Annotated in this window: 23 protein-coding genes; 16 read left to right on the forward strand and 7 right to left on the reverse strand. The window is 67.6% G+C overall.

From position 1 onward, the window contains the following. Positions 1 to 36 precede the first annotated feature (36 nt). Positions 37 to 633, reverse strand: a complete 597-nt coding sequence (locus tag OHB12_RS30780) for a TetR/AcrR family transcriptional regulator (RefSeq protein WP_327113188.1) — start codon at positions 631 to 633, stop codon at positions 37 to 39. Positions 634 to 704: 71 nt separating this feature from the next. On the opposite strand from OHB12_RS30780, the gene OHB12_RS30785 reads away from it, so the two are divergent. From OHB12_RS30785 to OHB12_RS30805, 5 genes are all read left to right on the forward strand, one after another. Continuing rightward, the gene (locus OHB12_RS30785) at positions 705 to 1,154 is read left to right on the forward strand and encodes a VOC family protein (RefSeq protein ID WP_327113190.1); all 450 of its coding nucleotides are present in this window, start codon (positions 705 to 707) and stop codon (positions 1,152 to 1,154) included. 51 nt (positions 1,155 to 1,205) lie between these two features. Continuing rightward, positions 1,206 to 3,779, forward strand: a complete 2,574-nt coding sequence (glgP, locus tag OHB12_RS30790; RefSeq protein ID WP_327113192.1) for an alpha-glucan family phosphorylase — start codon at positions 1,206 to 1,208, stop codon at positions 3,777 to 3,779. A gap of 281 nt (positions 3,780 to 4,060) precedes the next feature. Next, a complete protein-coding gene (locus OHB12_RS30795; RefSeq protein ID WP_327113194.1) occupies positions 4,061 to 7,549 on the forward strand; it encodes a protein kinase domain-containing protein in 3,489 nt (1,162 codons plus the stop codon). Between the two features lie 365 nt (positions 7,550 to 7,914). Beyond that, positions 7,915 to 8,292, forward strand: coding sequence for a hypothetical protein (locus tag OHB12_RS30800; protein WP_327113196.1), 378 nt, complete (start codon positions 7,915 to 7,917; stop codon positions 8,290 to 8,292). Between the two features lie 155 nt (positions 8,293 to 8,447). After that, on the forward strand, positions 8,448 to 8,987 hold the full coding sequence (locus OHB12_RS30805; RefSeq protein ID WP_327113198.1) for a DoxX family protein: 540 nt from the start codon (positions 8,448 to 8,450) through the stop codon (positions 8,985 to 8,987). A 25-nt stretch (positions 8,988 to 9,012) separates the two neighbouring features. Here OHB12_RS30805 and OHB12_RS30810 read toward each other — a convergent pair whose 3' ends face one another. The 3 genes from OHB12_RS30810 to OHB12_RS30820 form a co-directional block, all read right to left on the reverse strand. Next, positions 9,013 to 11,055 (reverse strand): ATP-dependent DNA helicase, encoded by a 2,043-nt coding sequence (locus OHB12_RS30810; RefSeq protein ID WP_327113200.1) that lies wholly within the window; start codon positions 11,053 to 11,055, stop codon positions 9,013 to 9,015. 58 nt (positions 11,056 to 11,113) lie between these two features. Continuing rightward, the gene (locus tag OHB12_RS30815) at positions 11,114 to 11,680 is read right to left on the reverse strand and encodes an isochorismatase family protein (RefSeq protein WP_327113202.1); all 567 of its coding nucleotides are present in this window, start codon (positions 11,678 to 11,680) and stop codon (positions 11,114 to 11,116) included. A gap of 145 nt (positions 11,681 to 11,825) precedes the next feature. After that, positions 11,826 to 13,076: a nicotinate phosphoribosyltransferase gene (locus tag OHB12_RS30820; RefSeq protein ID WP_442800150.1), complete on the reverse strand. Its 1,251-nt coding sequence runs from the start codon at positions 13,074 to 13,076 to the stop codon at positions 11,826 to 11,828. A 185-nt stretch (positions 13,077 to 13,261) separates the two neighbouring features. Between OHB12_RS30820 and clpS the strand changes: the two genes are divergently transcribed. The 10 genes from clpS to rdgB all read left to right on the forward strand — a co-directional run bounded on the left by clpS (position 13,262) and on the right by rdgB (position 21,266). Continuing rightward, the gene (clpS, locus tag OHB12_RS30825; protein ID WP_327113206.1) at positions 13,262 to 13,612 is read left to right on the forward strand and encodes an ATP-dependent Clp protease adapter ClpS; all 351 of its coding nucleotides are present in this window, start codon (positions 13,262 to 13,264) and stop codon (positions 13,610 to 13,612) included. Between the two features lie 22 nt (positions 13,613 to 13,634). Then, positions 13,635 to 14,204 carry an oxidative stress transcriptional regulator AosR gene (gene aosR / locus OHB12_RS30830; protein ID WP_327113208.1) on the forward strand — a complete coding sequence of 190 codons (570 nt, stop codon included), beginning with the start codon at positions 13,635 to 13,637 and terminating at the stop codon, positions 14,202 to 14,204. Between the two features lie 64 nt (positions 14,205 to 14,268). Next, positions 14,269 to 15,333: a P1 family peptidase gene (locus OHB12_RS30835; RefSeq protein WP_442800151.1), complete on the forward strand. Its 1,065-nt coding sequence runs from the start codon at positions 14,269 to 14,271 to the stop codon at positions 15,331 to 15,333. A 935-nt stretch (positions 15,334 to 16,268) separates the two neighbouring features. Beyond that, positions 16,269 to 16,706 (forward strand): M67 family metallopeptidase, encoded by a 438-nt coding sequence (locus tag OHB12_RS30840; protein WP_327121635.1) that lies wholly within the window; start codon positions 16,269 to 16,271, stop codon positions 16,704 to 16,706. 15 nt (positions 16,707 to 16,721) lie between these two features. Then, positions 16,722 to 16,994, forward strand: coding sequence for a MoaD/ThiS family protein (locus tag OHB12_RS30845; protein ID WP_327113212.1), 273 nt, complete (start codon positions 16,722 to 16,724; stop codon positions 16,992 to 16,994). Positions 16,995 to 17,002: 8 nt separating this feature from the next. Beyond that, complete coding sequence (locus tag OHB12_RS30850; RefSeq protein WP_327113214.1) at positions 17,003 to 17,965, forward strand: PLP-dependent cysteine synthase family protein; 963 nt, start codon at positions 17,003 to 17,005, stop codon at positions 17,963 to 17,965. A gap of 57 nt (positions 17,966 to 18,022) precedes the next feature. Beyond that, positions 18,023 to 18,751, forward strand: a complete 729-nt coding sequence (locus OHB12_RS30855) for a rhomboid family intramembrane serine protease (RefSeq protein ID WP_327113216.1) — start codon at positions 18,023 to 18,025, stop codon at positions 18,749 to 18,751. Between the two features lie 69 nt (positions 18,752 to 18,820). After that, positions 18,821 to 19,585, forward strand: coding sequence for a cyclic nucleotide-degrading phosphodiesterase (locus tag OHB12_RS30860; protein WP_327113218.1), 765 nt, complete (start codon positions 18,821 to 18,823; stop codon positions 19,583 to 19,585). Between the two features lie 302 nt (positions 19,586 to 19,887). Then, positions 19,888 to 20,658 carry a ribonuclease PH gene (gene rph, locus OHB12_RS30865; protein ID WP_327113220.1) on the forward strand — a complete coding sequence of 257 codons (771 nt, stop codon included), beginning with the start codon at positions 19,888 to 19,890 and terminating at the stop codon, positions 20,656 to 20,658. Then, positions 20,658 to 21,266 carry an RdgB/HAM1 family non-canonical purine NTP pyrophosphatase gene (rdgB, locus tag OHB12_RS30870; RefSeq protein ID WP_327113222.1) on the forward strand — a complete coding sequence of 203 codons (609 nt, stop codon included), beginning with the start codon at positions 20,658 to 20,660 and terminating at the stop codon, positions 21,264 to 21,266. The genes rph and rdgB overlap by 1 nt, the downstream gene beginning before the upstream one ends. 11 nt (positions 21,267 to 21,277) lie before the next feature. On the opposite strand, the gene OHB12_RS30875 is transcribed toward rdgB, so the two are convergent. From OHB12_RS30875 to OHB12_RS30885, 3 genes are all read right to left on the reverse strand, one after another. Beyond that, positions 21,278 to 21,643, reverse strand: coding sequence for a DUF3817 domain-containing protein (locus OHB12_RS30875; protein WP_442799889.1), 366 nt, complete (start codon positions 21,641 to 21,643; stop codon positions 21,278 to 21,280). After that, positions 21,640 to 22,104 carry a transcriptional regulator gene (locus OHB12_RS30880; RefSeq protein WP_327113224.1) on the reverse strand — a complete coding sequence of 155 codons (465 nt, stop codon included), beginning with the start codon at positions 22,102 to 22,104 and terminating at the stop codon, positions 21,640 to 21,642. Before OHB12_RS30880 ends, OHB12_RS30875 begins: the two co-directional genes overlap by 4 nt. A gap of 130 nt (positions 22,105 to 22,234) precedes the next feature. After that, entirely contained in the window at positions 22,235 to 23,110 is an 876-nt protein-coding gene (locus tag OHB12_RS30885) for an oxidoreductase (RefSeq protein WP_327113226.1), read from the reverse strand. 458 nt (positions 23,111 to 23,568) lie between these two features. Between OHB12_RS30885 and OHB12_RS30890 the strand changes: the two genes are divergently transcribed. Beyond that, complete coding sequence (locus OHB12_RS30890; RefSeq protein WP_327113228.1) at positions 23,569 to 24,228, forward strand: TetR/AcrR family transcriptional regulator; 660 nt, start codon at positions 23,569 to 23,571, stop codon at positions 24,226 to 24,228. The last annotated feature ends 95 nt before the right edge of the window (positions 24,229 to 24,323 follow it).

The raw sequence follows: 24,323 nt of genomic DNA on the forward strand, positions 1-24,323 counted from the left end.
CGATCGGACGCCTCGCCGTGCTTGCGGGCAGCGTCACTAGTCGGGGTTCGCGCGGAGCGCTTCGAGAAGTCGGCGCAGCGCCGATGTCGTGTCCGACAGGGAGTTCGGGTCGGTCGAGGTGGCCAGCCATAGGGCGGCCTCGTTCATAGCACCGGACAGCAGGTGGGTGAGCGGCGCGACCGGCTGGCGGACGATCACGCCCGCGTCAATCAGCTGTTCCAGTGCTTCGCCGAGGTGCCTGGCCGACGCCGCCGCGTCCATCGCCCGCCATTCGTGCCAACCCAGTACCGCCGGGCCGTCGACGAGCATGATCCGCTGGATCTCCGGATCGGTGCAGGTGGTCAGGAATGCCTCGCACCCGGCGACCAGCTGGGCCCAGGGATCGTCGCTGACTGCGGCGGCCGTGGCCACCCGATCGCCGACCTCGTTCTGTACCTTGCCCAGCACCGCGGCGAACAGCTCGGTCTTGCTGTCGAAGTTGTGGTACAGCGCGCCCTTGGTCACCCCCGCCGCCGCGACGATCTCCGACAACCCCACGGCGCCATAGCCCTTCGTCGCGAACAGGCGCCTGCTTTCGCGAAGGAGGGTACGCCTGGTCTCTTCACGCTGCTTGGCGCGGATCGTGCTCGGCATCGACCCTCCTGTTGACATGCCGCTGGAATGTGAAATAGCTTAGCTCGCATACCAACGGTATGCGAAAGGGCATGGCAATGGAATTGAGCAGCTTCTACCCGGTCATCGGTACCTTCCGGCTCGCGCAGTCGCGCGATTTCTATACCAAGTGGCTGGGCTTCGAGGTCACCTTCGAGTCGGACTGGTACATCAGCCTCCGGCGTTTGGGGGAGAAGCCTTACGAACTCGCACTGCTCGACTACACGCATCCGACCGTGCCCGAGTCCTATCGCAAACCGGTTCAGGGTCTGCTGCTGAACTTCGAGGTGGCCGACGTGGACGCGGAATGGGAGCGGCTGGTTGTGCGGGGCGGTCTGCGGGCCGAGTCGGAGATCCGCACGGAGGCATTCGGCCAGCGACATTTCATCGTCGCCGACCCCAGCGGGGTGCTGATCGACATGATCACCGAGATCCCTCCGTCGGCCGAGTACGCAGGCCAGTTCAGCGCGGAGTACACCGCCGAGAAGTTCGGTGGCGAGTGACCCGCGTCGTCGGGTCGATCGCCAGGCACTGAGTTCGGTAGGGTTCGCCAGGTGAAGGCATTGCGTCGATTCACCGTCCGTGCCCATCTGCCCGAGCGTCTGGCGGCCCTGGGTGAGCTCGCCACGAATCTGCGCTGGTCGTGGCATCCGCCGACGCAGGACCTGTTCGCCGAGTTGGAGCCGCGACGGTGGCAGGAGATGGGCCACGATCCGGTCCGGATGCTCGGCGAGGTTCCTGCGTCCCGGTTGGACGAGCTGGCCGCCGACGCCGACTATGCCGGTCGCGTCGACGCCGCGGCCGCGGATCTGCGTGATTACCTGGCAGCGGCGGGCCGGTTCCAACTCGGCGCGGGGGAGGAGGGGGTCCGCGGAATCGCCTACTTCTCGATGGAGTTCGGTGTCACCGAGGTGTTGCCCAACTACTCGGGCGGTCTCGGCATCCTGGCCGGTGATCACCTCAAGGCCGCCTCCGATCTGGGCCTGCCGTTGATCGGCGTCGGATTGCTCTATCGTTCCGGCTATTTTCGGCAGTCGCTGTCCGCGGACGGCTGGCAGACCGAGCGCTATCCGGCCCTTGACCCGCAGGGGCTTCCGCTGCGTGCGCTCACCTCGGAGGGCTCGCCGGTCCTCGTCCACGTGGCCATGCCCGACAACCGTGTGCTGCGCGCGCGAGTGTGGATCGCGCAGGTCGGACGGGTTCCGCTGTTGCTGCTCGACTCGGACATCGCCGAGAACGATTCGGAACTGCGCGCGGTCACCGACCGTCTCTACGGTGGCGATCAGGAGCATCGGATCCGGCAGGAGATCTTGGCGGGCATCGGTGGCGTACGCGCGGTGCGTGCGTACACGTCCTCGGCCGGACTACCCGATCCGGACGTCTTCCACATGAACGAAGGCCACGCGGGCTTCCTCGGCGTCGAGCGGGTCCGTGAATTCGTCTCGGCAGGTAGGGATTTCGATTCCGCGCTCGCCGCAGTGCGTGCGGGCACGGTGTTCACCACCCACACGCCGGTCCCCGCGGGCATCGACCGCTTCCCGATGCCGATGGTGCGTCGCTACTTCGGCGGCGCACACGGCGAATCCGAATCCGCCATGCTGCCCGGCCTCTCCGTGGACCGGATCGCGGCACTGGGCCGCGAGGCCGACCCCTCCGTCTTCAACATGGCGCACATGGGTCTGCGCCTCGCGCAACGCGCCAACGGTGTCTCGAAGCTGCACGGTGAGGTGAGCCGGGGCATGTTCGCCTCGCTGTGGCCGGGATTCGACGCCGCCGAGGTGCCGATCGGTTCGGTCACCAACGGTGTGCACGCCACCACCTGGGCCGCGCGCGAGTGGGTCGACAAGGCGCGCGAGCACATCGGCGCCGAGCTGGCCGAGGAGGCGCGCGGCTGGGAACACCTGCGCGATATCGACCTGGCTGAGCTGTGGTCGACGCGGAACACGTTGCGCGCGACCCTGGTCGACGAGGTGCGCCGCCGGGTACGCGCGTCCTGGCTGGAGCGCGGTGCCGCGGAGGCCGAACTCGGCTGGGTGAACAGTGTTTTCGACCGGAATGTGCTGACCGTCGGGTTCGCGCGCCGGGTGCCGACCTACAAGCGACTCACCCTCATGCTGCGCGATCCGCAGCGGCTGCGGGCGCGACTGCTGGATCCGGAGCGACCGATGCAGCTGGTCGTCGCGGGCAAGAGTCACCCCGCCGACGACGGAGGAAAGGCACTCATCCAGCAGGTCGTCCGCTTCGCCGACGATCCCGAGGTGCGCCACCGGATCGTCTTCCTGCCCGACTACGACATGTCGATGGCCCGCTACCTGTACTGGGGCTGCGACGTCTGGCTGAACAACCCGCTGCGGCCACTGGAGGCGTGCGGTACCTCCGGCATGAAGTCCGCGCTCAACGGCGGGCTCAATTTGTCCATCCGGGACGGCTGGTGGGACGAGATGTACGACGGCGAGAACGGCTGGGCCATCCCGACCGCCGACGGCGTCCGCGACGAGCACCGCCGCGACGACCTCGAGGCCGCCGCGCTCTACGACTTGTTCGAGCGCACCGTGGCCCCGCGCTTCTACGACCGTGACGCGTCCGGGATGCCGGTGCGCTGGGTCGAGATGGTTCGCCACACCTTGCAGACCTTGGGGCCGAAAGTGCTGGCCTCGCGCATGGTCCGCGACTACGCGGTGGAGTACTACACGCCCGCCGCCGCCGCCTATCAGCAGGCCACCGCCGACGATTTCGCGGTAGCCCGCGCCATCGCCGAGTACCACCGCCGGGTGGAAGCGGCGTGGCCGTCGGTCAAGGTGATCCAGGTGGATAGTGCGGGCCTGCCGGATACGCCGATCATCGGAGCCGGCCTGTCGCTGACCGCGCGGATCGAGCTCGGCGGGTTGAGCGTGTCGGACGTCGTCGTGCAGGCCGTGCTCGGCCGGGTATCCGCGGCCGACGATCTCTCGGATGTCACCACGGTCCCGATGACGCACAGTGGTTCCGATTCCGGTGTCGAGTTGTTCACCGTCGACACCCCGGTCCCGCTGTCCGGCGCGGTCGGCTACACGGTGCGCGTGCTTCCGCACAACGACCTGCTGGCCTCCGACGCCGAACTCGGGCTGGTGTCCGCGCCGCACGCCTGAGGAGTCCGAGTGCAGGAAGAGCTATCCCATCTCCCTGTTCACCGACTTGTCAAACGCGCTCAGCACATCACCGCCATCTCCCACAGCAGCGCGCTTTCGGCGTCTTCGCCGGCCAGGAACAATTCCCGACGTCTGGAGCATCGCGGGCCACCTGGAGGGAGCACGAATCGAACCGCAGCCGTAGCGGCAGTTCTTCCGGGACCCCGATCCGCCCGGTTCGATGGTTCACCGGGGATAAGCTGGGGAAGGTAGCGCGGCAGCACCCGACACAGAGCAGGGCGATGGCGGACCGAGACGACCTATTCGCGACGCAGAGTGACCGGCCTCCAGGCATCGTCAAGGAACTGGAAGGCACGGGTCTCGACGGTCCGCGGCAGATCGGGCGGGGTGGTTTCGGGGTGGTGTACCGGTGTACGCAGCGGGCGTTGAACCGCAACGTCGCGGTCAAGGTTATGCTTGATAGGGCGGATCTCGAGCCGGAGAATATCGAGCGATTTCTCCGTGAGCAGCAGGCGATGGGCGCACTGTCCGGCCACCCCAACATCGTGCACATCCTGCACGTTGGCACCACGCGCGGTGGACGCCCGTACCTCGTGATGCCGTATCACTCCCGCGGTTCGTTGGAAGACCGTCTTCGCCGAGAGGGACGTTTGCCGGTGGATGACGCGGTCGGGATTACAGTCAAGTTGGCTGGTGCTTTGGAGACGGCGCATCGGGCTGGGATTCTGCATCGTGATATCAAGCCGGGGAATGTGTTGCTCACCGATTATGGTGAGCCGCAACTCACCGATTTCGGGATCGCTCGTATCGAAGGCGGTTTCCAGACGACCACGGGTGTGATCACCGGCTCGCCCGCGTTCACCGCCCCGGAGGTGTTGCGATCGGGGAACCCGTCGGTGGCGTCCGATATTTACGGGTTGGGCGCCACGTTGTTTTGCATGATCACCGGGCATGCCGCGTTCGAGCGCCGCTCGGGTGAGCAGGTGGTCGCGCAGTTCTTGCGGATCGCCGCCGAGCCGCTGCCGGACCTGCGGCCCGACGGTATCCCTGATGACCTGTGTGCTGTCATCGAGGCCGCTATGGCGCATGATCCGGCGAAGCGCCCGCGGTCGGCCACGGAGTTCGGTGAGTTACTGCGCGGTGTCGAGGGGGCTCACGGTATGCCGGTACAGGACATGACGGTGCGCACCGATGACCACGGCGACCTGACGCCCCCTGTGGAGGACACCGGTGCGCCGCGTCCGGTTCCTACCGGCCGGTCACCGTCGTTCCGGCGGACCACGACGCCGCCCACCCCCGAGACCAGATTCCGTCCGGCCATGTCCGGGCGGGCGTTGGTGCATCGCGGCAGGCTGATCGACCGGTTGCGGACTGCTTCCCGGCCGCGGCTGACGGTGATCCATGCTCCGGCGGGGTTCGGTAAGAGCACTCTGGCCGCGCAGTGGGCCGAACATCTCGCTGAGCAGCAGCAGGTGGCGGTCGCGTGGTTGAACGCCGATCCCGATGACAACAACGTGGTGTGGTTCGTGCTGCATCTGATCGAGGCGATTCACCGGGTGCGTCCGGCGTTGGTGCCTGAGCTGGGCGGGATGCTCGAGGAGCGAGGTGCGGAGGCAACTCGCTATGTGCTCACGACGTTGATCAATGACATTCATGAGCGTCACGAACGTGTGGCTGTGGTGATCGATGATTGGCATCGGGTGACCGATTCCGCGGCGACCGCGGCCTTGCGGTTCTTGTTGGAGAATGGTTGTCACCACTTGCAGATCATTGTCACCAGCAGGTCGTCGGAGGGTTTGCCGTTGGCGACGATGGGTGTTCGCAATGAGCTGGTCGAGATAGATTCCAGTGCTTTGCGTTTCGATGCTGTCGAGGCGGGCTCGTTTCTGGTGGAGTTGGGTGGTTTGTCCTTGGATGACGGTGAGGTCGCCGAGTTGCGCGACAGTACCGAGGGCTGGGTCGCGGCGTTGCAGCTCGCGTCGTTGTCGCTGCGCGGGCATCACGACCCGGCGGCGTTGATCAGTCATATGTCGGGGCGTCATCACGCTATCGCCGAGTATCTTGCCGAGAACGTGCTCGACACCGCGGATCCGGTGCTGCTGGCTGCCCTGCTGGAAACCTCACTGCCGGAAAAGATCTGCGGTGACCTCGCCACGGCATTGACCGGGCAGCGGCATGGGCAGGTGTTGCTGGAGAATATCGAGCGGCGGAATCTGTTCCTGCGTCGTATCGACGAGGACGGTGAATGGTTCCGCTACCACCATTTGTTCGTGGAATTCCTGCGTCAGAGGCTCGCGCGCGACTACCCCGATCGGGTGGACGAACTGCACCGAATCGCCGCCACCTGGTTCGGTGCGCACGGGATGATCAGCGAGGCCATCGATCACGCCCTCGCCTGCGGCGACGACGAACACGCGGTCGACCTCATCGAGAAACGGGCCATGGACCACATCTACAGTGCCCAATCCTCGACGCTGCTCGGTCTGGTCGCGAAGCTTCCAGCACCGCTCGTCGCGACTCGTCCGCGTCTGCAAATCGCACTCGGCTGGGCACACATGCTGTTGCGCCAGCCCACCGAACTGAACACCGCACTGCGGCTGGCGCGCGCGTCGATCGAGCGGCCCGATTCCGATCTCGCGGCCGAAGCAGCCCTCATCGAGAGCATCGGGCTCGCGATGGTCGATCGTGTCGACGGTGCAGACGCTGTAGCGGCCAATTGCGTGTCCAGAACCGACACGCTCAGTCCGCCGGCGCTCGGCCTTGCCGAAAACCTCGCGGCGTTCGCGGCTTTCTACCATTTCGAGTTCGACGAAGTGCGTACGTGGCATGACTGGGCCGCGCCCTACCAGCAGCGGATCAGCGGATCGTTCAGCCGAACGGTCAGCCACTGCCTGGTAGGCCTCGCGGCCCGTGAACAGCTCGACGTCTCAGCCGCCGAGCACAACTTCCGTACAGCTCGCGGGACTGCCGCGGGCTCCGCTGGCAGCCAGCCGTATCCGGCGCGAATGGCTGGTGCTCTGCTCGGCGATCTGCTATATAACCGCGATCAGCTCGACGCAGCCGAGCAACTGCTGGATGAGGTCAACGAGCTCGGAATCGAAGCCGGCTCGGTGGAATCCCTGATGGCAACCTTCGCGACCGCCGCCCGGATCAAGGCGCTGCGCGGCGATCTCGATGCCGCGGAACAACGCCTGGACGAGGGCGCCCGTACCGCAAAAACGCTTGCCTTGCCGCGCCTTGCCGCACGCATCACCAACGAGCAGGTCCGCCTCGGCCTCACGACCGCAACCTCCGCCGGCGAAATACCGGCCAGGAGTGAAAACGGCATCGAGATCCTGACCGCCGAACTGAACGAGGATTCTGCGATACGCACGCTGCTACGCGACCGAACCCCCACCCAGATCGCCACCGCCTGCGCACGCGCCACACGCCTGCGCAATTCCATCGACGCTGCGCGCCGCCCACGAGCAGCACTGCACGCACAACTGCTGCTTGCGTCCTGCCTTGCGGCGGCCGAGCAGACCGACGAGGCCAAGAACGCGCTCGTGCCGGTCGTCGCGATCTGCGCAGACACCGACCTGATCCGGCCACTGCGCGACGAGGGCCCCTGGATCACCTCCCTGCTCCGCGCGCTGGAACACGATCTCCGCGAAGGCCGGTGGCACGACAGCTGGCCGAGGATTCCACACGCTTTCCTGACACTGGTGCTGGACGACCCGCAACGGCATCCTCCGGCTGCACGCGAATCGGAGGATGCCGACCAGCGGTAACCGCCACGCTACTGTCTGCCGATTCCATTCACGCTCCTGCGTTACCGTGCCAAGGACTCGCTCGGTCCCAACTGGTGGATCGGCCTGGATCGCTGGCTCTCGCTGGCATGCGGAGGAGGCGCGCTTCAGCACGACGCTGGTCACGCTCGGTGACTTCACCAAGGGCACGACGCTGCTTGCGCTGTTCGGGTTGCTCGTGACCGTGGTGTTCCTCGTGATCGGCTGGCACGGAGCGGTGCTGTACGGCATCGTGCTCACCGCGATCATCGGGATCGTATGCGGGTTGGTCGACCTGCCCAATGGTGTGGTCGCCGCGCCGCAGGGGCTCGAGCACACCTTCGGTCAGGCGATCATCCATCTGCCCGATGCGTTCACCGCTCAAATGGCCGGGCGGCCGTACCGGTCTGACCGCCGTCACCACCGCGGGCTGGTTTCTGATCGCGATGTTCTGCTATCCGATCTTCGCGGTGGTCGCGGGTTCCGGTGCGGTGACCGCGCCGGCCCTGATCGTGGTCGGCATCCTCATGGCCCGCGCCTTCGGCGAGATCGAGTATTCGATTCCCGCGTTCATCACCATCGTGATGATGCCGCTGACATACTCCGTCGCCAACGGCCTCGCCATGGGAATGCTCTTCTACCCGATTGCCATGGTGGCAAGGGGCCGGGTCGAGGACGTGCACCCGGCCATGTGGGTGCTGATGGTGGTGGTGTTCCTCGGTTACTTCTTCTTCCTCGCGGAATGACTCTCCCGCGCGTCTCGGGCTGAACCATCCCACGGGCTGAAACGTGTCGAATACGACCGGAAGTCGGTGCCCTCGTGCGACGATCGGACCGCAGTCCGATTCATTGCCGAGACAAAGACCGTGTCCGGAACGACATTGCAGGGATGAGGACCAGGATGACCAGGAAATCCGTACTCGAACGCACCGCGAACAACACCGCATTGGATGGAATCTCGATCGACATCGGACTCCTGCTGCTGCGCGTCGTCTTCGGTGGCCTGCTCGCCGCGCACGGTGCGCAGAAGCTCTTCGGATGGTTCTCGGGGCCGGGATGGCGAGCGAACGCCGACGGCTTCGAGAAGATGGGTTACAACCCGGGCAAGGTGTTCGGGACACTGGCGGGCCTGTGCGAGTTCACCGGGGGCGTCTTGCTTCTGCTCGGTCTGCTGACTCCCCTCGCCGCGGCCATCGTGCTCGGCACGATGATCAACGTGATCAATACCACCTGGGACGGCGGGCTGCTGACCGGCAAGGGCTACGAGATGGGACTGCTGTTCGCGGTGGCCGCCGCGGCGATCGCGTTCACCGGCCCCGGCGAGTTTTCGCTGGACGCGGGGCGTCCATGGCAGCGGCAAGGTTTCGTGTGGGGTGTCGGCGCGGTGATCCTCGCGGTCGTGGCCGGAGTATTCACCCTGATTCTGAAGTGGGTGCTCTAAGTCTGTGACACGGCCGTTTGCTGTATCACAGCGTGGCCGCTGTAAGCCGTTGCAGTGCTTTGACCACGATCTCCGGGTCCGCGGTCTCCCAGTAGGGCGGCAGCGAAGCGCGCAGGTAGCTGCCATAGCGGGCAGTGGCGAGGCGTGAGTCCAAGATGGCGACCACGCCACGATCGTCGACGCTGCGCAGCAGGCGGCCGGTGCCCTGGGCGAGCAGCAGTGCGGCGTGATTGGCCGCCACGGTCATGAACCCGTTCCCGCCGCGCAGTTCCACCGCCCGCTGCCGGGCCGCGAGCAGCGGGTCGTCCGGACGAGGGAACGGAATGCGGTCGAGGATGACCAGGCTCAGCGACGGACCCGGCACATCGACGCCCTGCCATAGCGACAGCGTGCCGAACAGCGAGGTTTCCGGATCGTCGGCGAACTTGCGGACCAGCGCGCCCGTCGCGTCGTCGCCCTGGCACAGCACCGGAGTGTCCAGTCGCCCGCGCAGCGCGTCGCTGGCGGCGCGCGCCGCGCGCATGGAGGAGAACAGGCCGAGTGTGCGCCCGCCCGCGGCCTTGATCAACCGCTCGATCTCGTCCAGGTAGGCAGGCGCCAGCCCGTCGCGGCCCGGTGCGGGCAGGTGTTTGGCGACGTACAGGATGCCGGACTTGGCGTGGTCGAAGGGCGAGCCGACGTCGAGCGAGCTCCATCGGACGATGTCGGCGTCCGAGGGAGCTTCGGCGCCGTTCGCGGTGGCCGCGTCGGTGCGATTGCCCGATTGCGCGGGCAGACCCCAGGTGATGGCGAGCCCGTCGAACGATCCGCCGATCTGCAACGTGGCCGAGGTCAGCACGACCGTCGCGGTGCCGAAGAGCCTGCTGCGCAGCAGCCCGCCCACGGCGAGCGGCGCCATGCGCAGCGAGCGGCGCACGACGCCGCGCATCTCGTCGGCCGCCAGCCAGATGACATCGCGGCGGGAGGCTGGGTCCGGCTCGTCGAACGCGGTCAGCGCGCGGACCGCGCTGTCGTGCACCTCGTCGATCGCGGCCACCGCCAGATTCCGGGCAGCGGCGTTCTCGGGATCGCCCTGCGCGGTGGTGCCTTGGGGCGCGAGCGCGGTGCGCGCGTTCCACGCGGCATCGCGGATGAGGGCGAGTACCGGGGCCACGCCGTCGGGCAGGTTGTCCCAGCGGGCGGCGGGCAGGTCGTCCAAGACGTCGTGCCACGACTCGGCGGCGCCCTCCAAGCGATCAAGCTCCCGCTCGTCGATGAGCTTGGCGCAGCGCCGGGCGGCCGCGCTGATCGCGGCAGGGGCAAGCTCGGCGGTTGCCACGCCGGTGACCCGGTCGACCAGCTCGTGCGCCTCGTCGATGACCACCACGTCGTGCTCGGGCAGCACCTGGATGCCGCTGATCGCGTCGATCGCGAGCAGCGCGTGATTGGTCACCACCACGTCGGACTGCGCCGACTCGGCCCTTGCCCGCTCGGCGAAGCAGTCCTGACCGAAAGGACAGCGGGACTTGCCTAGGCATTCCCGCGACGACACGCTGACCTGCCGCCAGGCACGATCGCTCACCCCGGGGGCGAGCTCGTCCCGGTCGCCGGTCTCGGTGTCGGAGGCCCATTCGTTGAGCCGCTGGACCTCGCGTCCGAGTCGCGAGATCGCGAACGCGTCGAACAGCTCCGCCTCGGCCGGCTCGTCCGGAATCGCGCTATTGATCTTGTTCAAGCACAGATAGTTGTTGCGCCCCTTGAGGATCGCGTACTTCGGGGTCCGCCCCAGTGGTTTGCTCAGCGCCTCGGCGAGCCGGGGGAGATCCCGGTCGACCAGCTGGCGCTGTAGTGCGATCGTCGCCGTCGAGACCACCACGGTGCGCCCGGTGCGCACCGCGTGGCGCAGGCTCGGGACGAGATACGCCAGCGACTTGCCGGTTCCCGTCCCGGCCTGCACCGCGAGATGTTCCTTGGTGTCGATCGCGTGGTCCACCGCCGCCGCCATCGTCACCTGCCCGTCGCGTTCCTTGCCGCCGAGCGCCTGCACGGCGGTGGCCAAAAGGTCGGAAACGGGCGGCAGTTCGGGCACGCGAGCAGCCTACTTGGTGCGTCCGACACGGCAGGGCGGTCAGCGAGACCGGACGGTCCTATCGGTGGACGCTTCCTTCCAGGTCGACACCCGCCGTGCGCATGCGGCCCAGCGCGGCGCTGGTGGTGTCCGGCGCGACCCCTGCGGTGAGGTCGAGCAGAACACGGGTGTCGAAGCCTTCGATGCGCGCGTCGAGGGCGGTGGCGCGCACACAGTGGTCGGTGGCGATGCCGACGATGTCGACGGCATCGATGCCGTGGTCGTGCAGCCAATCGGCGAGTCCGGTGCCGTCCTCGGCGGCGCCCTCGAACCCGGAGTAGGCCGCGGAGTACGCGCCTTTGGAAAAGATCTGGTGGATGGGCTCAGTGGTCAGTGCGGGATGGAAATCGGCGCCGGACGTGCCGACCCGGCAGTGCGGCGGCCAGCTGTCGACGTAGTCGGGGTCGTCGGCGAAGTGTTCGCCGGGGTCGATGTGGTAATCGCGGGTCGCGACGACCGCGTTGTAGCGGGTGGCCGTGAGGTGCTCGCTGATCCGCGCGGCCACCGCGGCGCCGCCGGTGACGGCGAGCGAACCGCCCTCGCAGAAATCGTTCTGGACGTCGACGATGATCAGGGCTCGGGTCATGGTGACCTCCCGCGGTGTGAACTGTGTGGCCGATCTCGATTCTGCCGCTGAGTCGAACGACCGGTTCACGCGACTCGCGGTGAATTCCCGACCCGCGATGTAAACGCGGGCACCCCGCGCGCTGATTACTTGTGTGCCCCTGACCTCAGGCGAAGGTGGTCGAGATCGCGGGCTCGCCCGCGGAGAGTTTCAGGCCCTCCCACGGAAGGCTGATCAGCCCGCGGGCGACCAGGTCGCGGCCGGCGGCCAGCGTGGGCAACCCCTCGACCTGCTCGCCGGTGCGCACAAGCGGAACGAGCAGCTCGCGCGCCACCAGTCCGTCGACGGCGGGCACGGGTCCGGTCGCCGGGTACACGATCTCCTCGACGATCGTCCCGGTGCGCCGGGCCAGGCGGACCGCCTTCTTCGTGCCGCCACGCGACTCCTTGTGACTGCTGCGCTTGGCCACCGGCAACCCGTCCACCTCGACCAGCTTGTAGACCATCCCAGCCGTCGGGGCGCCAGACCCGGTGACCAGCGCGGTGCCGACGCCGTACACGTCGACCGGCTCGGCGCGCAGCGCGGCGATGGCGTACTCGTCGAGATCGCCGGAGACCACGATGCGGGTCTTGGTGGCGCCGAGCGCGTCGAGCTGGTCGCGCACCTGCCTGGCCAGCACGCCGAGATCGCCGGAGTCGATCCGCACGCCACCCAGTTCCGGGCCCGCCACCTCGATGGCGGCCGCCACGCCCTTGGTGATGTCGAAGGTGTCCACCAGCAGAGTGGTCCCGATCCCCAGCGTTTCCACCTGGCCGCGGAACGCGGCCGCCTCGTGCGCGCCGTCGACGCCGCTGTGCAGCAGCGTGAAGGCGTGTGCGCTGGTGCCCGCGCCGGGAACCCCGTAGCGGCGCACAGCCTCGAGATTCGAGGTGGCGTCGAAACCGGCCAGGTACGCGGCGCGGGCACTGGCGGGCGCGGCCAGCTCGTGGGTGCGCCGCGAGCCCATCTCGATCATCCGGCGACCGCCCGCCGCGCTTACCATGCGTGCGGCGGCGGACGCGATGGCGCTGTCGTGGTTGAGGATCGACAGGATCAGCGTCTCCAGGACCACGCATTCGGCGAAGCTGCCGCGCACCGAGACGATCGGGGACCCCGGGAAGTACAACTCACCCTCCGCATAGCTGTCGAGATCGCCGGTGAACCGGTAGTTACGCAACCAGTCGATGGTGCGCTCATCCGAGAACGACGCCGCGACAGCCAACTCGGCCTCGCCGAAGCGGAAGTGCCGCAGCGCATCCAGCAGCCTGCCGGTGCCTGCGACGACGCCGTAGCGGCGCCCATTCGGCAAACGTCTGGCGAATACCTCGAAGGTGCATCGTCGATGCGCCGAGCCGTCGGCGAGCGCGGCGGCGAGCATCGTCAATTCGTACTGGTCGGTGAGCAGCGCCGTGCTGGTGACGCCGTCGCGGATATCCACCCGAGTCACTGTAGACACGCTGGTTCCGTAGCTCAGGCGGGCGCCTGGCCGGTGAGCTGGGCAAGGCGGCGAATCGGGGCCACGCGGGTGTTGTTTATCCGGAGTCGAGTCGTACCCTGGACGTTATGGCCTTGTGCAACATAGTCCGAGGTGACGTCGTTATGGGCGCCGTGAACGTGACACTGTCGGCGGCACAGGCGACTCCAGAGGCGGTCGAGTACACCGAGGTCCTGGAGGCCGAGGACCGCCCCTGGGTGACCGTCGTCTGGGACGACCCTGTCAACCTCATGCACTACGTCGCCTATATCTTCCAAAAGCTGTTCGGCTACAGCAAAGCGAAGGCGACCGAGCTGATGCTGAAGGTGCACAACGAGGGTAAGGCGGTGGTGTCGTCGGGTTCGCGGGACAAGATGGAACACGACGTCCAGCGGCTGCACGCCGCGGGACTCTGGGCCACCATGCAACGGGACGACTGACCAGAACGACTACCCTGACGCCGTGCGCAACTGGAGCAGGAAGAACTCGCTGAGCGGTCTCAAACTGCGTTCCGAAATGGACGCACGTGAGGCCAACGTGCTTCGGTCATTGGTCGGCGCGGTCGCCGGGCTGCTCACCGAACGCGCCGAGTCGTCCCCTGAGGACGATCTCGCCGCGTTGACCGGTCTGCGTTCCGGCAACACGGAGCCGCCGGACGACCCGCGACTGAGCAGACTCCTCCCGGACTTCCACCGCAGCGAGCCGGGATCGCCGGATGCCGATCGCGCCGACCTCAACAGCGCGCTGCGTGGCCTGCACGAGCCGGACATCATCGATGCCAAGCTGGCGGCCGGTTCGGTCGTGCTGGACACCGTGCCGGACGCCGGCGGCAGGGTCGTACTCACCCCCGAACAGGCCGACGCGTGGCTGACCGCGCTTACCGACGTGCGGCTCGCGCTGGGCACGGTGCTGGGCATCGACGCCGACACGCCCGACCATCTGGCCCCTGACGACCCGCGCGCCCCGCACCTGGACGTGTACCACTGGCTGACCTGGATGCAGGACTCTTTGTTGCAGGCGTTGGCGCCCTGAGCATGCCTCCGGTGCGAAGATCGATCGGAGCGATCGGCACGTCGTTGCGCCGTGAGGAGCAGAAATAGTGAATGGCGAAGCAGGGCAGCGCAATTCGCTCACCGATGTCCCCGGGCTGCTGGTCGGCCACCACCACGTGCTCGACGCCGACGCCACGCTCGGAGCCGGGGCGGCGACCGGATGCACGGTCGTGCGCATACCGGGCGCCGCGGTGGCGGCGGTCGACGTGCGCGGCGGTGGACCCGGCACCCGGGAGACCGACCTGCTCGATCCGGTGAACACCGTCCGTCAGGTCGACGCGATCCTGCTGACCGGCGGCAGCGCCTACGGCCTGGCCGCGGCCGACGGCGTGATGCGCTGGTTGGAGGAGAACGGCGCAGGCATCGTGATGGATCCGGCCGACACGAGCCGGGTGGTGCCCATCGTCCCCGGCGCGGTGATCTTCGATCTCCCCGTCGGCGCGTGGGACATCCGGCCCACCGCCGAGTTCGGCTATCGGGCGGCGGAGGCGGCGGCGACCGAATTCGCGCGGGGCTCGGTCGGCGCGGGCGTCGGTGCACGAGCCGGATCCATCAAAGGCGGTGTCGGGACCGCGAGCATCGTGCTGAGCGAAGGCGCCGCGGCCGGGATCACCGTCGCCGCGCTGATCGTGGCCAATCCCGTTGGCTCGGTGTTCGATCCGCGCACCGGGCTGCCCTGGGGGTGCGGCACCGACGGCCCCGACTACTTCGGACTGCGCCCGCCGACCACCGAGAAACTGGCGGTGGCCAACGCGCTTCCGGTAAAAGGCACGGTGCTCAACACCACCATCGGCGTAGTCGCCACGGACGCCCCGCTCGATCCTGCGGGATGCCGACGGATGGCGACCACCGCGCACGACGGTCTGGCCAGGGCGATCCGCCCCGCGCACTCTCCGCTCGATGGGGACACGCTTTTCGCGCTTGCCACGGGAACCGCCGATGCGGGCTCGGACATTCCGCTCCCACCCGCCTTCCCCGCGGACCTGCTGGTCCTCGACGAACTCTGCACAGCGGCCGCGGTCTGTGTCGAACGCGCCATCGTCGACGCGATTCGCTCGGCGCGCCCGGTCGCGGGCATCCCGGCCTACCACGACCTGTTCTGTGTTTGATTTGCCGCGCCTGCGGCGCGGCGTGTTCGCGGCCCCCTTATGGCTCGCGTCCGAGCGGCCGCCGCTGGCGACTTCGTCGCGGACGCGGCGGCCGCTCGGACGCGAGCCGGGCCGCGAACGGGCAATGCTCGGTCTCGCTTCGCTCGGAAATCGGGGGTTGGGCCGATGTGGTTTTGTCGGGAGGCGGACTGGATATCGACTGTCCGGTTTTTGTGTGGGTGTTGGTGGTCGGCTTGTGTCCGAGTGGTCGTCGGTGGTTGCTGGGTCGTGGACGTGTTGGTCGTTCGGGGTGGGTCGCGGAGGGGGAGTGCTCGGTCTCGCTTCGCTCGGAAAACGGGGGTTGGGCCGATGTGGTTTTGTCGGGAGGCGGACTGGATATCGACTGTCCGGTTTTTGTGTGGGTGTTGGTGGTCGGCTTGTGTCCGAGTGGTCGTCGGTGGTTGCTGGGTCGTGGACGTGTCGGTCGTTCGGGGTGGGTCGCGGAGGGGGAGTGCTCGGTCTCGCTTCGCTCGGAAAACGGGGGTTGGGCCGATGTGGTTTTGTCGGGAGGCGGACTGGATATCGACTGTCCGGTTTTTGTGTGGGTGTTGGTGGTCGGCTTGTGTCCGAGTGGTCGTCGGTGGTTGCTGGGTCGTGGACGTGTCGGTCGCTCGGGGCGGGGCCGCGGACGGGAATGCTTGGTCCCGGTTCTTCGCTCGGAAACGGGGTTCGGCCGATGTATTGCATGGTGCGGGAACTGCGGGATCCGAATGTTCTCTGCAGACCTGTTCGACGTGGACTTGTTCGGGGTCGACCGTTCGACCCCCGACGACCTCGCCCGACGTGCCGCACCGAAGGTCGCAACGGGACCGGCCGACGGCGCCGGGGGAATAGCCGAATATCCTGGCTCGTTGTCGACTGCGATGGGTCGGCGTGTGCGGAAGGGTGTTCGAGAAGTGCTGGTGATCAGGGCCGACCTCGTGGAGGCGATGGTGGCGCACGCGCGTGCCGATCACCCCGACGAGGCCTGCGGCGTCATCGCGGGACCCGAGGGCTCGGATCGCCCGGAGCGCTTCATCGCCATGGTCAACGCCGAACGCTCGCCCACCTTCTACCGCTTCGACTCCGGCGAGCAGTTGAAGGTGTGGCGCGCGATGGACGACGCCGACGAGACGCCGGTGGTGATCTACCACTCGCACACCGCCACCGAGGCTTACCCGAGCCGGACCGACGTGTCCTACGCGTCCGAGCCCTTCGCGCACTACGTGCTGATCTCCACCCGCGATCCCGAGCGGCACGAGCTGCGCAGCTACCGGATCGTCGACGGTGAGGTCACCGAGGAGCCGGTAAAAATCGTCGACTCGTACCAGAATCAGTCCGATGCCTGTTCGTGAAACCGAGGAGTACCCATGTCGGTAACCGTGTCCATTCCGACCATCATGCGCGGCCTCACCGGAGGTGAGAAGCGCGTGCAGGCGCAAGCCGGCACGCTGGCCGCGCTGATCGACGACCTCGAGGCCAACCACCCCGGACTGGCCGAGCGTCTGCTCAAGGATGGCAAGCTGAACCGCTACGTCAACATCTACGTCGATGACGAGGACGTGCGCTTCGCAGGCGGTCTGGCGGCCGAGGTGCCGGAGGACGCCAGCGTCACCATCCTGCCCGCCGTGGCCGGAGGCTGATCGACTCCGTGGCGCGTTACGAATCGCTGATCGCGACCCTCGGCAATACCCCGCTGGTCGGCCTGCGCGCACTGTCCCCGCAGTGGGACGGCGAGAACCACGTGCGGCTGTGGGCCAAGCTGGAGGACCGCAATCCCACCGGCTCGATCAAGGATCGCCCAGCACTGCGCATGATCGAACAGGCCGAGGCCGACGGTCTGCTGCGACCGGGCTGCACCATCCTGGAACCCACCAGCGGCAACACTGGTATCTCGCTGGCGATGGCCGCCAAGCTCAAGGGCTACCAGCTGGTCTGTGTGATGCCGGAGAACACCTCGGTGGAGCGCCGCCAACTGCTCACCATGTTCGGCGCGCGGATCATCGATTCCCCCGCGGCGGGCGGCTCGAATCAGGCTGTCGCGCAGGCCAAGCAGATCGCGGCGGAGAACCCGGACTGGGTGATGCTCTACCAGTACGGCAATCCCGCGAACGCGCTCGCGCACTACGAGGCCACCGGCCCGGAGATCCTGGCCGATCTCCCCGAGATCACCCATTTCGTCGCCGGACTCGGTACCACGGGCACGCTGATGGGCACCGGCCGTTTTCTGCGCGAGAAGGTGCCCGGCATCGAGATCGTCGCCGCCGAGCCACGCTACGGCGAGCTGGTCTACGGCCTGCGGAACATCGATGAGGGATTCATTCCCGAGCTGTATGACGAGACCGTGCTGACCACCCGCTTCTCGGTCGGCCCCCACGACGCGGTCAAGCGCACCCGCGAACTCGTGCTGGAGGAAGGCATCTTCGCCGGAATCTCCACCGGCGCCATCCTGCACGCCGCGCTCGGCGTCGCTCGTAAGGCGGTGAAGGCGGGTGCCCGCGCGGACATCGCGTTCGTGGTCGCCGACGGCGGCTGGAAGTACCTGTCGACCGGGGCCTACGACGGCACCATCGAAGAGGCGGAAGAACGGCTCGACGGCCAGCTCTGGGCCTGACTTCCGGACGCGCCGGTACCCTCGCCATAGGCGGGGGCGCACGACGAGGAGGTGGCGATGGCCGGCGGTGCGGGACTCGGGCCTTCGTTCGACCCTGATCGGATCGCGTCGATTCGAGCGCGGTTGGGTAAGCCCGCGGAGGCAACCACGCCGTCTCCGGCGAAAACCACGGGTGGCCTCGCGGCGGTCAAACAACTCTGGTTGCGTGCCGTGGTGGTGATCATCGGATTCGTCGGGCTGCTCTACGGCATCGAGGGTGTCGACACCTTCGCCGACCATCGGCTCGACCGCGCGGGCATCGAGCCGCGTCGGGCCGAAGGACTATCCGGCATCCTGTTCGCCCCGGTGCTGCACGGTGGCTGGGACCATCTGATCGGCAACACGCTTCCGGTGCTGGTGCTCGGCTTCCTCGCGCTGCTGGCCGGTATCGGCCGCGGCCTGGCCGCGACCGCGATCATCTGGATCGTGGCGGGTGTCGGAACCTGGCTCACCGGGGCAGCTGGCTCCGTGCACCTCGGCGCGTCGGTACTGGTGTTCGGTTGGCTGACCTTCCTCATCTCCCGCGGCTGGTTCGCCCGCAACCCTGGTCAGATCGTGCTCGGTCTCGTCGTGCTGGCGCTCTATGGGTCGCTGCTGTGGGGAGTTCTGCCTGGACAACCCGGAATCTCTTGGCAGGGGCATCTTTTCGGGGCGGTGGGTGGGCTGCTCGCCGGCTGGGTACTCTCTGGTGATGAACGTCGACACCGCCGCGGGGATCGAGCCGGAGTCATTGTGCCGCCACGCTGAGGGTGCCGCCCTGCGGGAATTGTGGGGGACCCTTTCTTGAGTGAGAAATCAGCGTGGCAGCATGGGGGAATGCGCCTTACCGTCCTCGGGTGCTCGGGCAGCGTGTCCGGCCCGGACTCTCCAGCGTCGGGTTACCTGCTGACCGGACCGGATATGTCGCCGACGGTCATCGATTTCGGTCCGGGAGTGCTCGGCGCGCTGCAGCGCTACGCCAATCCAGGTGAGGTCGACGTCTTCCTTACCCATTTGCACGCGGACCACTGCCTGGATCTGCCCGGCCTGCTGGTATGGCGGCGCTACCACCCGAAGCCGCCGGAGGGGAAGGCGATCGTGCACGGCCCGTCGGATACCTCGCTGCGGATCGGCAATGCCTCCGCCGAGGTCGGCGGCGAATGCGATGACTGGTCCGACGTGATCGACATGCGGCCGTGGGCGGACGGAGAGTCGGTCGAATTCGGGCCGGGTCACACTGTTACGGCGCGCCGGATGTTCCACCCGCCGGAGGCCTATGGTCTGCGAATAGTGACCGCGAGCGGGCGAACCTTCGTCTATACCGGCGACACCGCCCTGTGCCAGGAGGTCCGCGAACTCGCCAAGGGCGCCGACATCCTGATGGCGGAGGCGTCCTGGACCCACGACCCCGCGAATCGGCCGCCGGGCATTCATCTTTCGGGCGTCGAGGCGGGTTTGATCGCGGCCGAAGCCGGGGCGAAGGAGCTGCTGCTCACCCACATTCCGCCCTGGACCTCCCGCGAGGACGTAATCGCCGAGGCAAAGGCGCAGTTCGCCGGACCAGTGCACGCGGTGGCGCCGGGCGAGACGTTCTCTATCTAATTGGCTGTGTTTGTTTTGCAGCGCCTGCGGCGCTGCGTGTTCGCGGCCCCTTTATGGCTCACGTCCGAGCGGCCGCCGCTGGCGACTTCGTCGCGGACGCGTCGACCGCTCGGACGCGAGCCGGGCCGCAAACGGGCGATGCTCGGTCTCGCTTCGCTCGGAAGCGGGAGTTGAGCCGATGTGGTTGCGGTGAGTGGTATCCGCGGTGCCGGGTGCCCTGCGGCTGCTCGGACGCGAGACACCAGGGGGCCGCGAACACGCCGCGCGCAGGCGCGGCAAATCCAACACAGTAGGCTGTGGCCGTGTCGAGACGAGCCGATGGCAGGGCGGACGATGAACTCCGCGAGGTACGGATCACCCGTGGATTTACCACGCATCCAGCCGGTTCGGTGCTGGTGGAGTTCGGCCAGACGCGGGTGATGTGCACCGCGAGCGTCACCGAGGGCGTGCCTCCGTGGCGTCGCGACTCCGGGCTGGGCTGGCTCACCGCCGAATACGCGATGTTGCCTGCCGCGACGCACACCCGCAGCGGCAGAGAGTCGGTCAAGGGCAAGGTCGGCGGACGGACCCAGGAAATCAGCCGACTGGTCGGTCGCTCGCTGCGCGCGTGCATCGACCTGGCCGCCATCGGCGAGAACACCATCGCGATCGACTGCGACGTGCTGCAAGCCGACGGCGGAACCAGGACGGCAGCCATCACCGGTGCGTACGTCGCGCTGGCCGACGCGGTGACCTACCTCGGCGCGGCGGGCGGCCTGGCCGACCCGCAACCGATCTCGTGCGCGATCGCCGCGGTGAGCGTCGGTGTCGTCGACGGTAGGGTGCGCTTGGATCTGCCGTACGAAGAGGATTCGCGTGCCGAGGTCGACATGAACGTCGTCGCCACCGACACCGGCACACTCGTCGAGGTCCAGGGCACTGGCGAGGGCGCCACGTTCCCGCGTTCCACACTGGACAAGCTGCTCGACGCCGCGCTCGCGGGTTGTGAACAGCTGTTCGTCCTGCAGAGGGAGGCGCTGGCGCTGCCGTACCCGGGCGTGCTTCCCGAGCCGTCCGAGCCGAAGAAGAAGTGATGACTCGCCTACTTGTCGCCAGTCGCAACCGCAAGAAACTGAACGAGCTGCGCCGGATCCTCGACGAGGCCGGCGTCGCGGGTATCGAGATCGTCGGGCTCGACGACGTTCCCGCCTACGATGAGGCGCCGGAGACCGGGGCGACGTTCGAGGAGAACGCGCTCGCCAAGGCACGGGACGGCGTCGGGGCCACCGGTCTGGCCTGCGTCGCGGACGACTCCGGCCTCGAGGTGGACGCGCTGAACGGTATGCCTGGTGTGCTGTCGGCGCGCTGGTCGGGTGGGCATGGTGACGACGCCGCGAACAACGCACTGCTGCTCGCACAGCTCGCCGATGTTCCGGACGAGCGGCGCGGGGCGCGGTTCGTCTCGACCTGCGCGCTGGTGGTGCCGAGCGGTGGGGAAATCGTGGTGCGGGGCGAATGGCCGGGCTCGATCGGCCGGAAGCCGGTGGGCGACGGTGGTTTCGGCTACGACCCGCTGTTCGTCCCGGAGGGCGGCGCCGTCACCGCCGCCCAGCTGACGCCCGCCCAGAAGGACGCGGTGTCACATCGGGGGCGGGCGCTGACCCGGTTGCTGCCAGAGTTGGCCGCGCTGACCGCGAGCTGACGCCGGAGGCGTCAGATGCCGAAGTCCTGCTTGACCTTCTTCGCGTTGACATGCTCGACGAAGAACGACAGCAGCGGGATGGTGCCTGCGAGCAGGGTGCCGACGGTACGGAGCACTGGCCAGCGGACCTTGACCGCGAGGTCGGCGGTGACCAGCAGGTAGACGAAATAGACCCAGCCGTGCACCACGGCTATCCAGCTGGGGGTGTGCACGTCGAAGCCGTATTTGGCGATCATCTCGCCGGTGAGCAGCAGCAACCAGAGACCGGTGATCCAGGCCAGCGCGCGGTAGCGCAGCAGCGCCGAGGCGAGCTTGGCGGTGTTCGCCGTCGGCGCGGGCGCCACGGTGGTCTCGGTGGAATTCTCGCTGGTGGTCAACCGGCGCTCCTCTCGGGTGTGTTCAGGCCCGCCGCGCGGACCTGGTCATCGGTGTCCTGGGCGTGCAGCGCTGCGAGGTACCGGTTGTACTCGGTGAGTACGGGGTCTTCGTCCCGCACGGCCTTCGGGCGCTCGGGGAGCAGGCCCGCCGGAAGCTCCTTGGGTGCAGCGGGTTTCGCGGCAATCCTGGCCTCGACGGGTTCGTGCTCCGCGGCGTCGGCCAGCTTGTCGTTCTGTTCGGCCTCGCGCTCGAGCCGGACGAACCGGAAGTAGGCGAATACGGCAAACGCCGCGAACAGCGGCCATTGCAGCGCGTACCCGAGATTCTGACCGGTGCCGCCGGCGGATTCGAACCGCTCCCACTGCCACCAAGCCAGCGCCAGGCAGCCCAGCGCAGCGACAACCACCAGCACGATGAGGGCCGGGCGATTGTGTGCCGAGCGGCGGGGTGAGGCGGACACGGCCTCCACGGTACCCGTGTTGGTTTTGCCAGCGCCTGCGGCGTTGCCTGTCTCGCTGCGTTCGAAATCGGGAGTGGGGCCGATGTGGTTGCGCTGCGCCCTCAGGACGACGCGGGCGGGCCGGTGGCGATCAGAACTTGTAGGTGACCCCGGTCAGCCGCTCGGATTCGGCCCACAGCCGCTTCCACAGGTCCTTGTTCTTCGACAGCCGAGAGGACGGCGACGCGCCCACCGGGCCTCGGGTCTGGAGCAGTCGGGACGGGCCCCAGTACACCTCGGGGTCGGCGTCGGGCATGGTCGCTGCGAACAGCGTCGAGTGCGCGGCCTTCGCGGGCGAGTGTCCGATCAGGCGGATGAACGGCTTGGCGATCCAGTCGATCGGCGTCTCGGTGTGCGCGAACAGGTCGGTGGCCGAGACGCCGGGGTGCACGCTGTAGGAGCGCTTCGCCGAGCCAGCTTCGGCCAGCCTGCGCTGGAGCTCCCGTGCGAACATGAGGTTGCACAGCTTGGACTGCGCGTACGCGAGATTGCGCTGATAGCGACGGTGCTCGTAGTCGAGGTCGTCGATCCGGAGTTTAGGGGTCTGCTTGTGCGCGATGCTGGCCAGCGTCACCACCCGGTCGGTGATCCGGTCCAGCAGTAGTCCGGTCAGCGTGAAGTGGCCGAGATGGTTGACGCCCCACTGGGTTTCGAAGCCGTCCTCGGTCCGCGAGAACGGGACGTTCATCAGGCCGGCATTGTTGATCAGTACGTCGAATTCGGCGCTGCCCTCGGCGAATTCGCGGATCGAGGCCAGGTCGGCCAGGTTCAGTTCGGCCACCCGCACGTCACCCTCGATGCCGTCGGCGACCTTCTTCGCCTTCTCCGCGTTGCGGCAGGCCATGATGACGGTAGCGCCTTTGGTCGCGAGGACTCTGGTGGTGACGGCACCCAGTCCGCCGTTCGCGCCGGTGATCACATAGGTGCGTCCGGTTTGGTCTGGGATTTCAGTAAGTCGCCACGCCATGAAGACAACCTTACTCTTGAGTAAGTTCTGAGGGAAGTCGCGCGGGTGACCTCGCGCCGATTGTCACGGGCGGAAATATCCTTGTCGCCGGACGGAATTCGATGACATGGACACCGCGCTCGGCTGGCGTCCGCTGGTTGAAGGTGGGTGCGAGGAGGGTGCCCACGGTTTCGCCCCGCACCTGACCGGTGGCGGGGTCCTGCGTCATCAGCCGACCTGCGAAGCGGTCCTTCGCCGCTACGGTCAGGGGGGTGAGCAACTTCGCGGTGTGCCTGCGGGAAGTGACCACGCGAGAACCTCTTCGTTCCACGGCGACATATGTGATCCCGTTTGGTTTCAGACTGTGTCGATTATGCCCGGTTATGATCCGTATCACAACCACCGCCTGTCGCGGGCGTTCGCTCGGGGGTCGCCGGCACGGATAGTCCGTGGTCCGTGGTTTCGCTACGGTGAGAGGTGTGACGGCAATAGGGGGAAGGCAATACGGCGGGCGTGCCGTCGTAGAGCGGAAGGCCGAGCGGCGCCAGCGGTTTCTCGAGGCGGCGACCCGGATCTTCGCCGACCGCGGCTACGCGAACTGCTCGCTGGCCGACGTGTGTGCCGCCGCGGGCCTGTCCAAGCGGCAGTTCTACGAGGAGTTCCAGACCAGGGAGGACGTGCTGGTCGCGGCCTACGACCGGATCCAGGACGAGGCCGTCGCCGCGGTGCTGGCGAGGATTGGTGAGCTCGACCCCCGATTCGACCTGGCCGCCGCGATGACCGCCGTGGTCACCGCGTATCTCGAATCGATCGGCTCCGACCCGTATCGAGCCGGGGTCGCCTTCGTCGAAGTGGTCGGAGTGAGCGACCGGATGGAGCGGCACCGCCGCGTGCGGCGGCACGCCTGGGCGTCGGTGCTGGAGTCCGCCGTTGTCCCGGTCGTCGCGCCCGGCGCGCGGGTGCGTGGCGGTCCCGGTTGGGCTGCGAGCGCTCTCATCGGTGCGATCAATGGGCTCGCGCACGAGTGGGTCCTCGCCGATCCGCGTCCGACGGTCACCGAGCTGGTGGATCTTCTGGTCCCGGTCGCGCTGTCGCTGATCGAGGGGCCGGGGGTGGCTCAGTCGCCGCGCATGGCGTAATCGGCCGGGCCTCCGGTTGCTGGCGCGGGCCACAAGCCGCCCGGCGAGCCGATCGAGCCGATCCACGGCCAGGTCGGCGCCGAGGGGTGCCTCGT

Source organism: Nocardia sp. NBC_01730, assembly GCF_035920445.1.
Taxonomy (GTDB): Bacteria; Actinomycetota; Actinomycetes; order Mycobacteriales; family Mycobacteriaceae; genus Nocardia.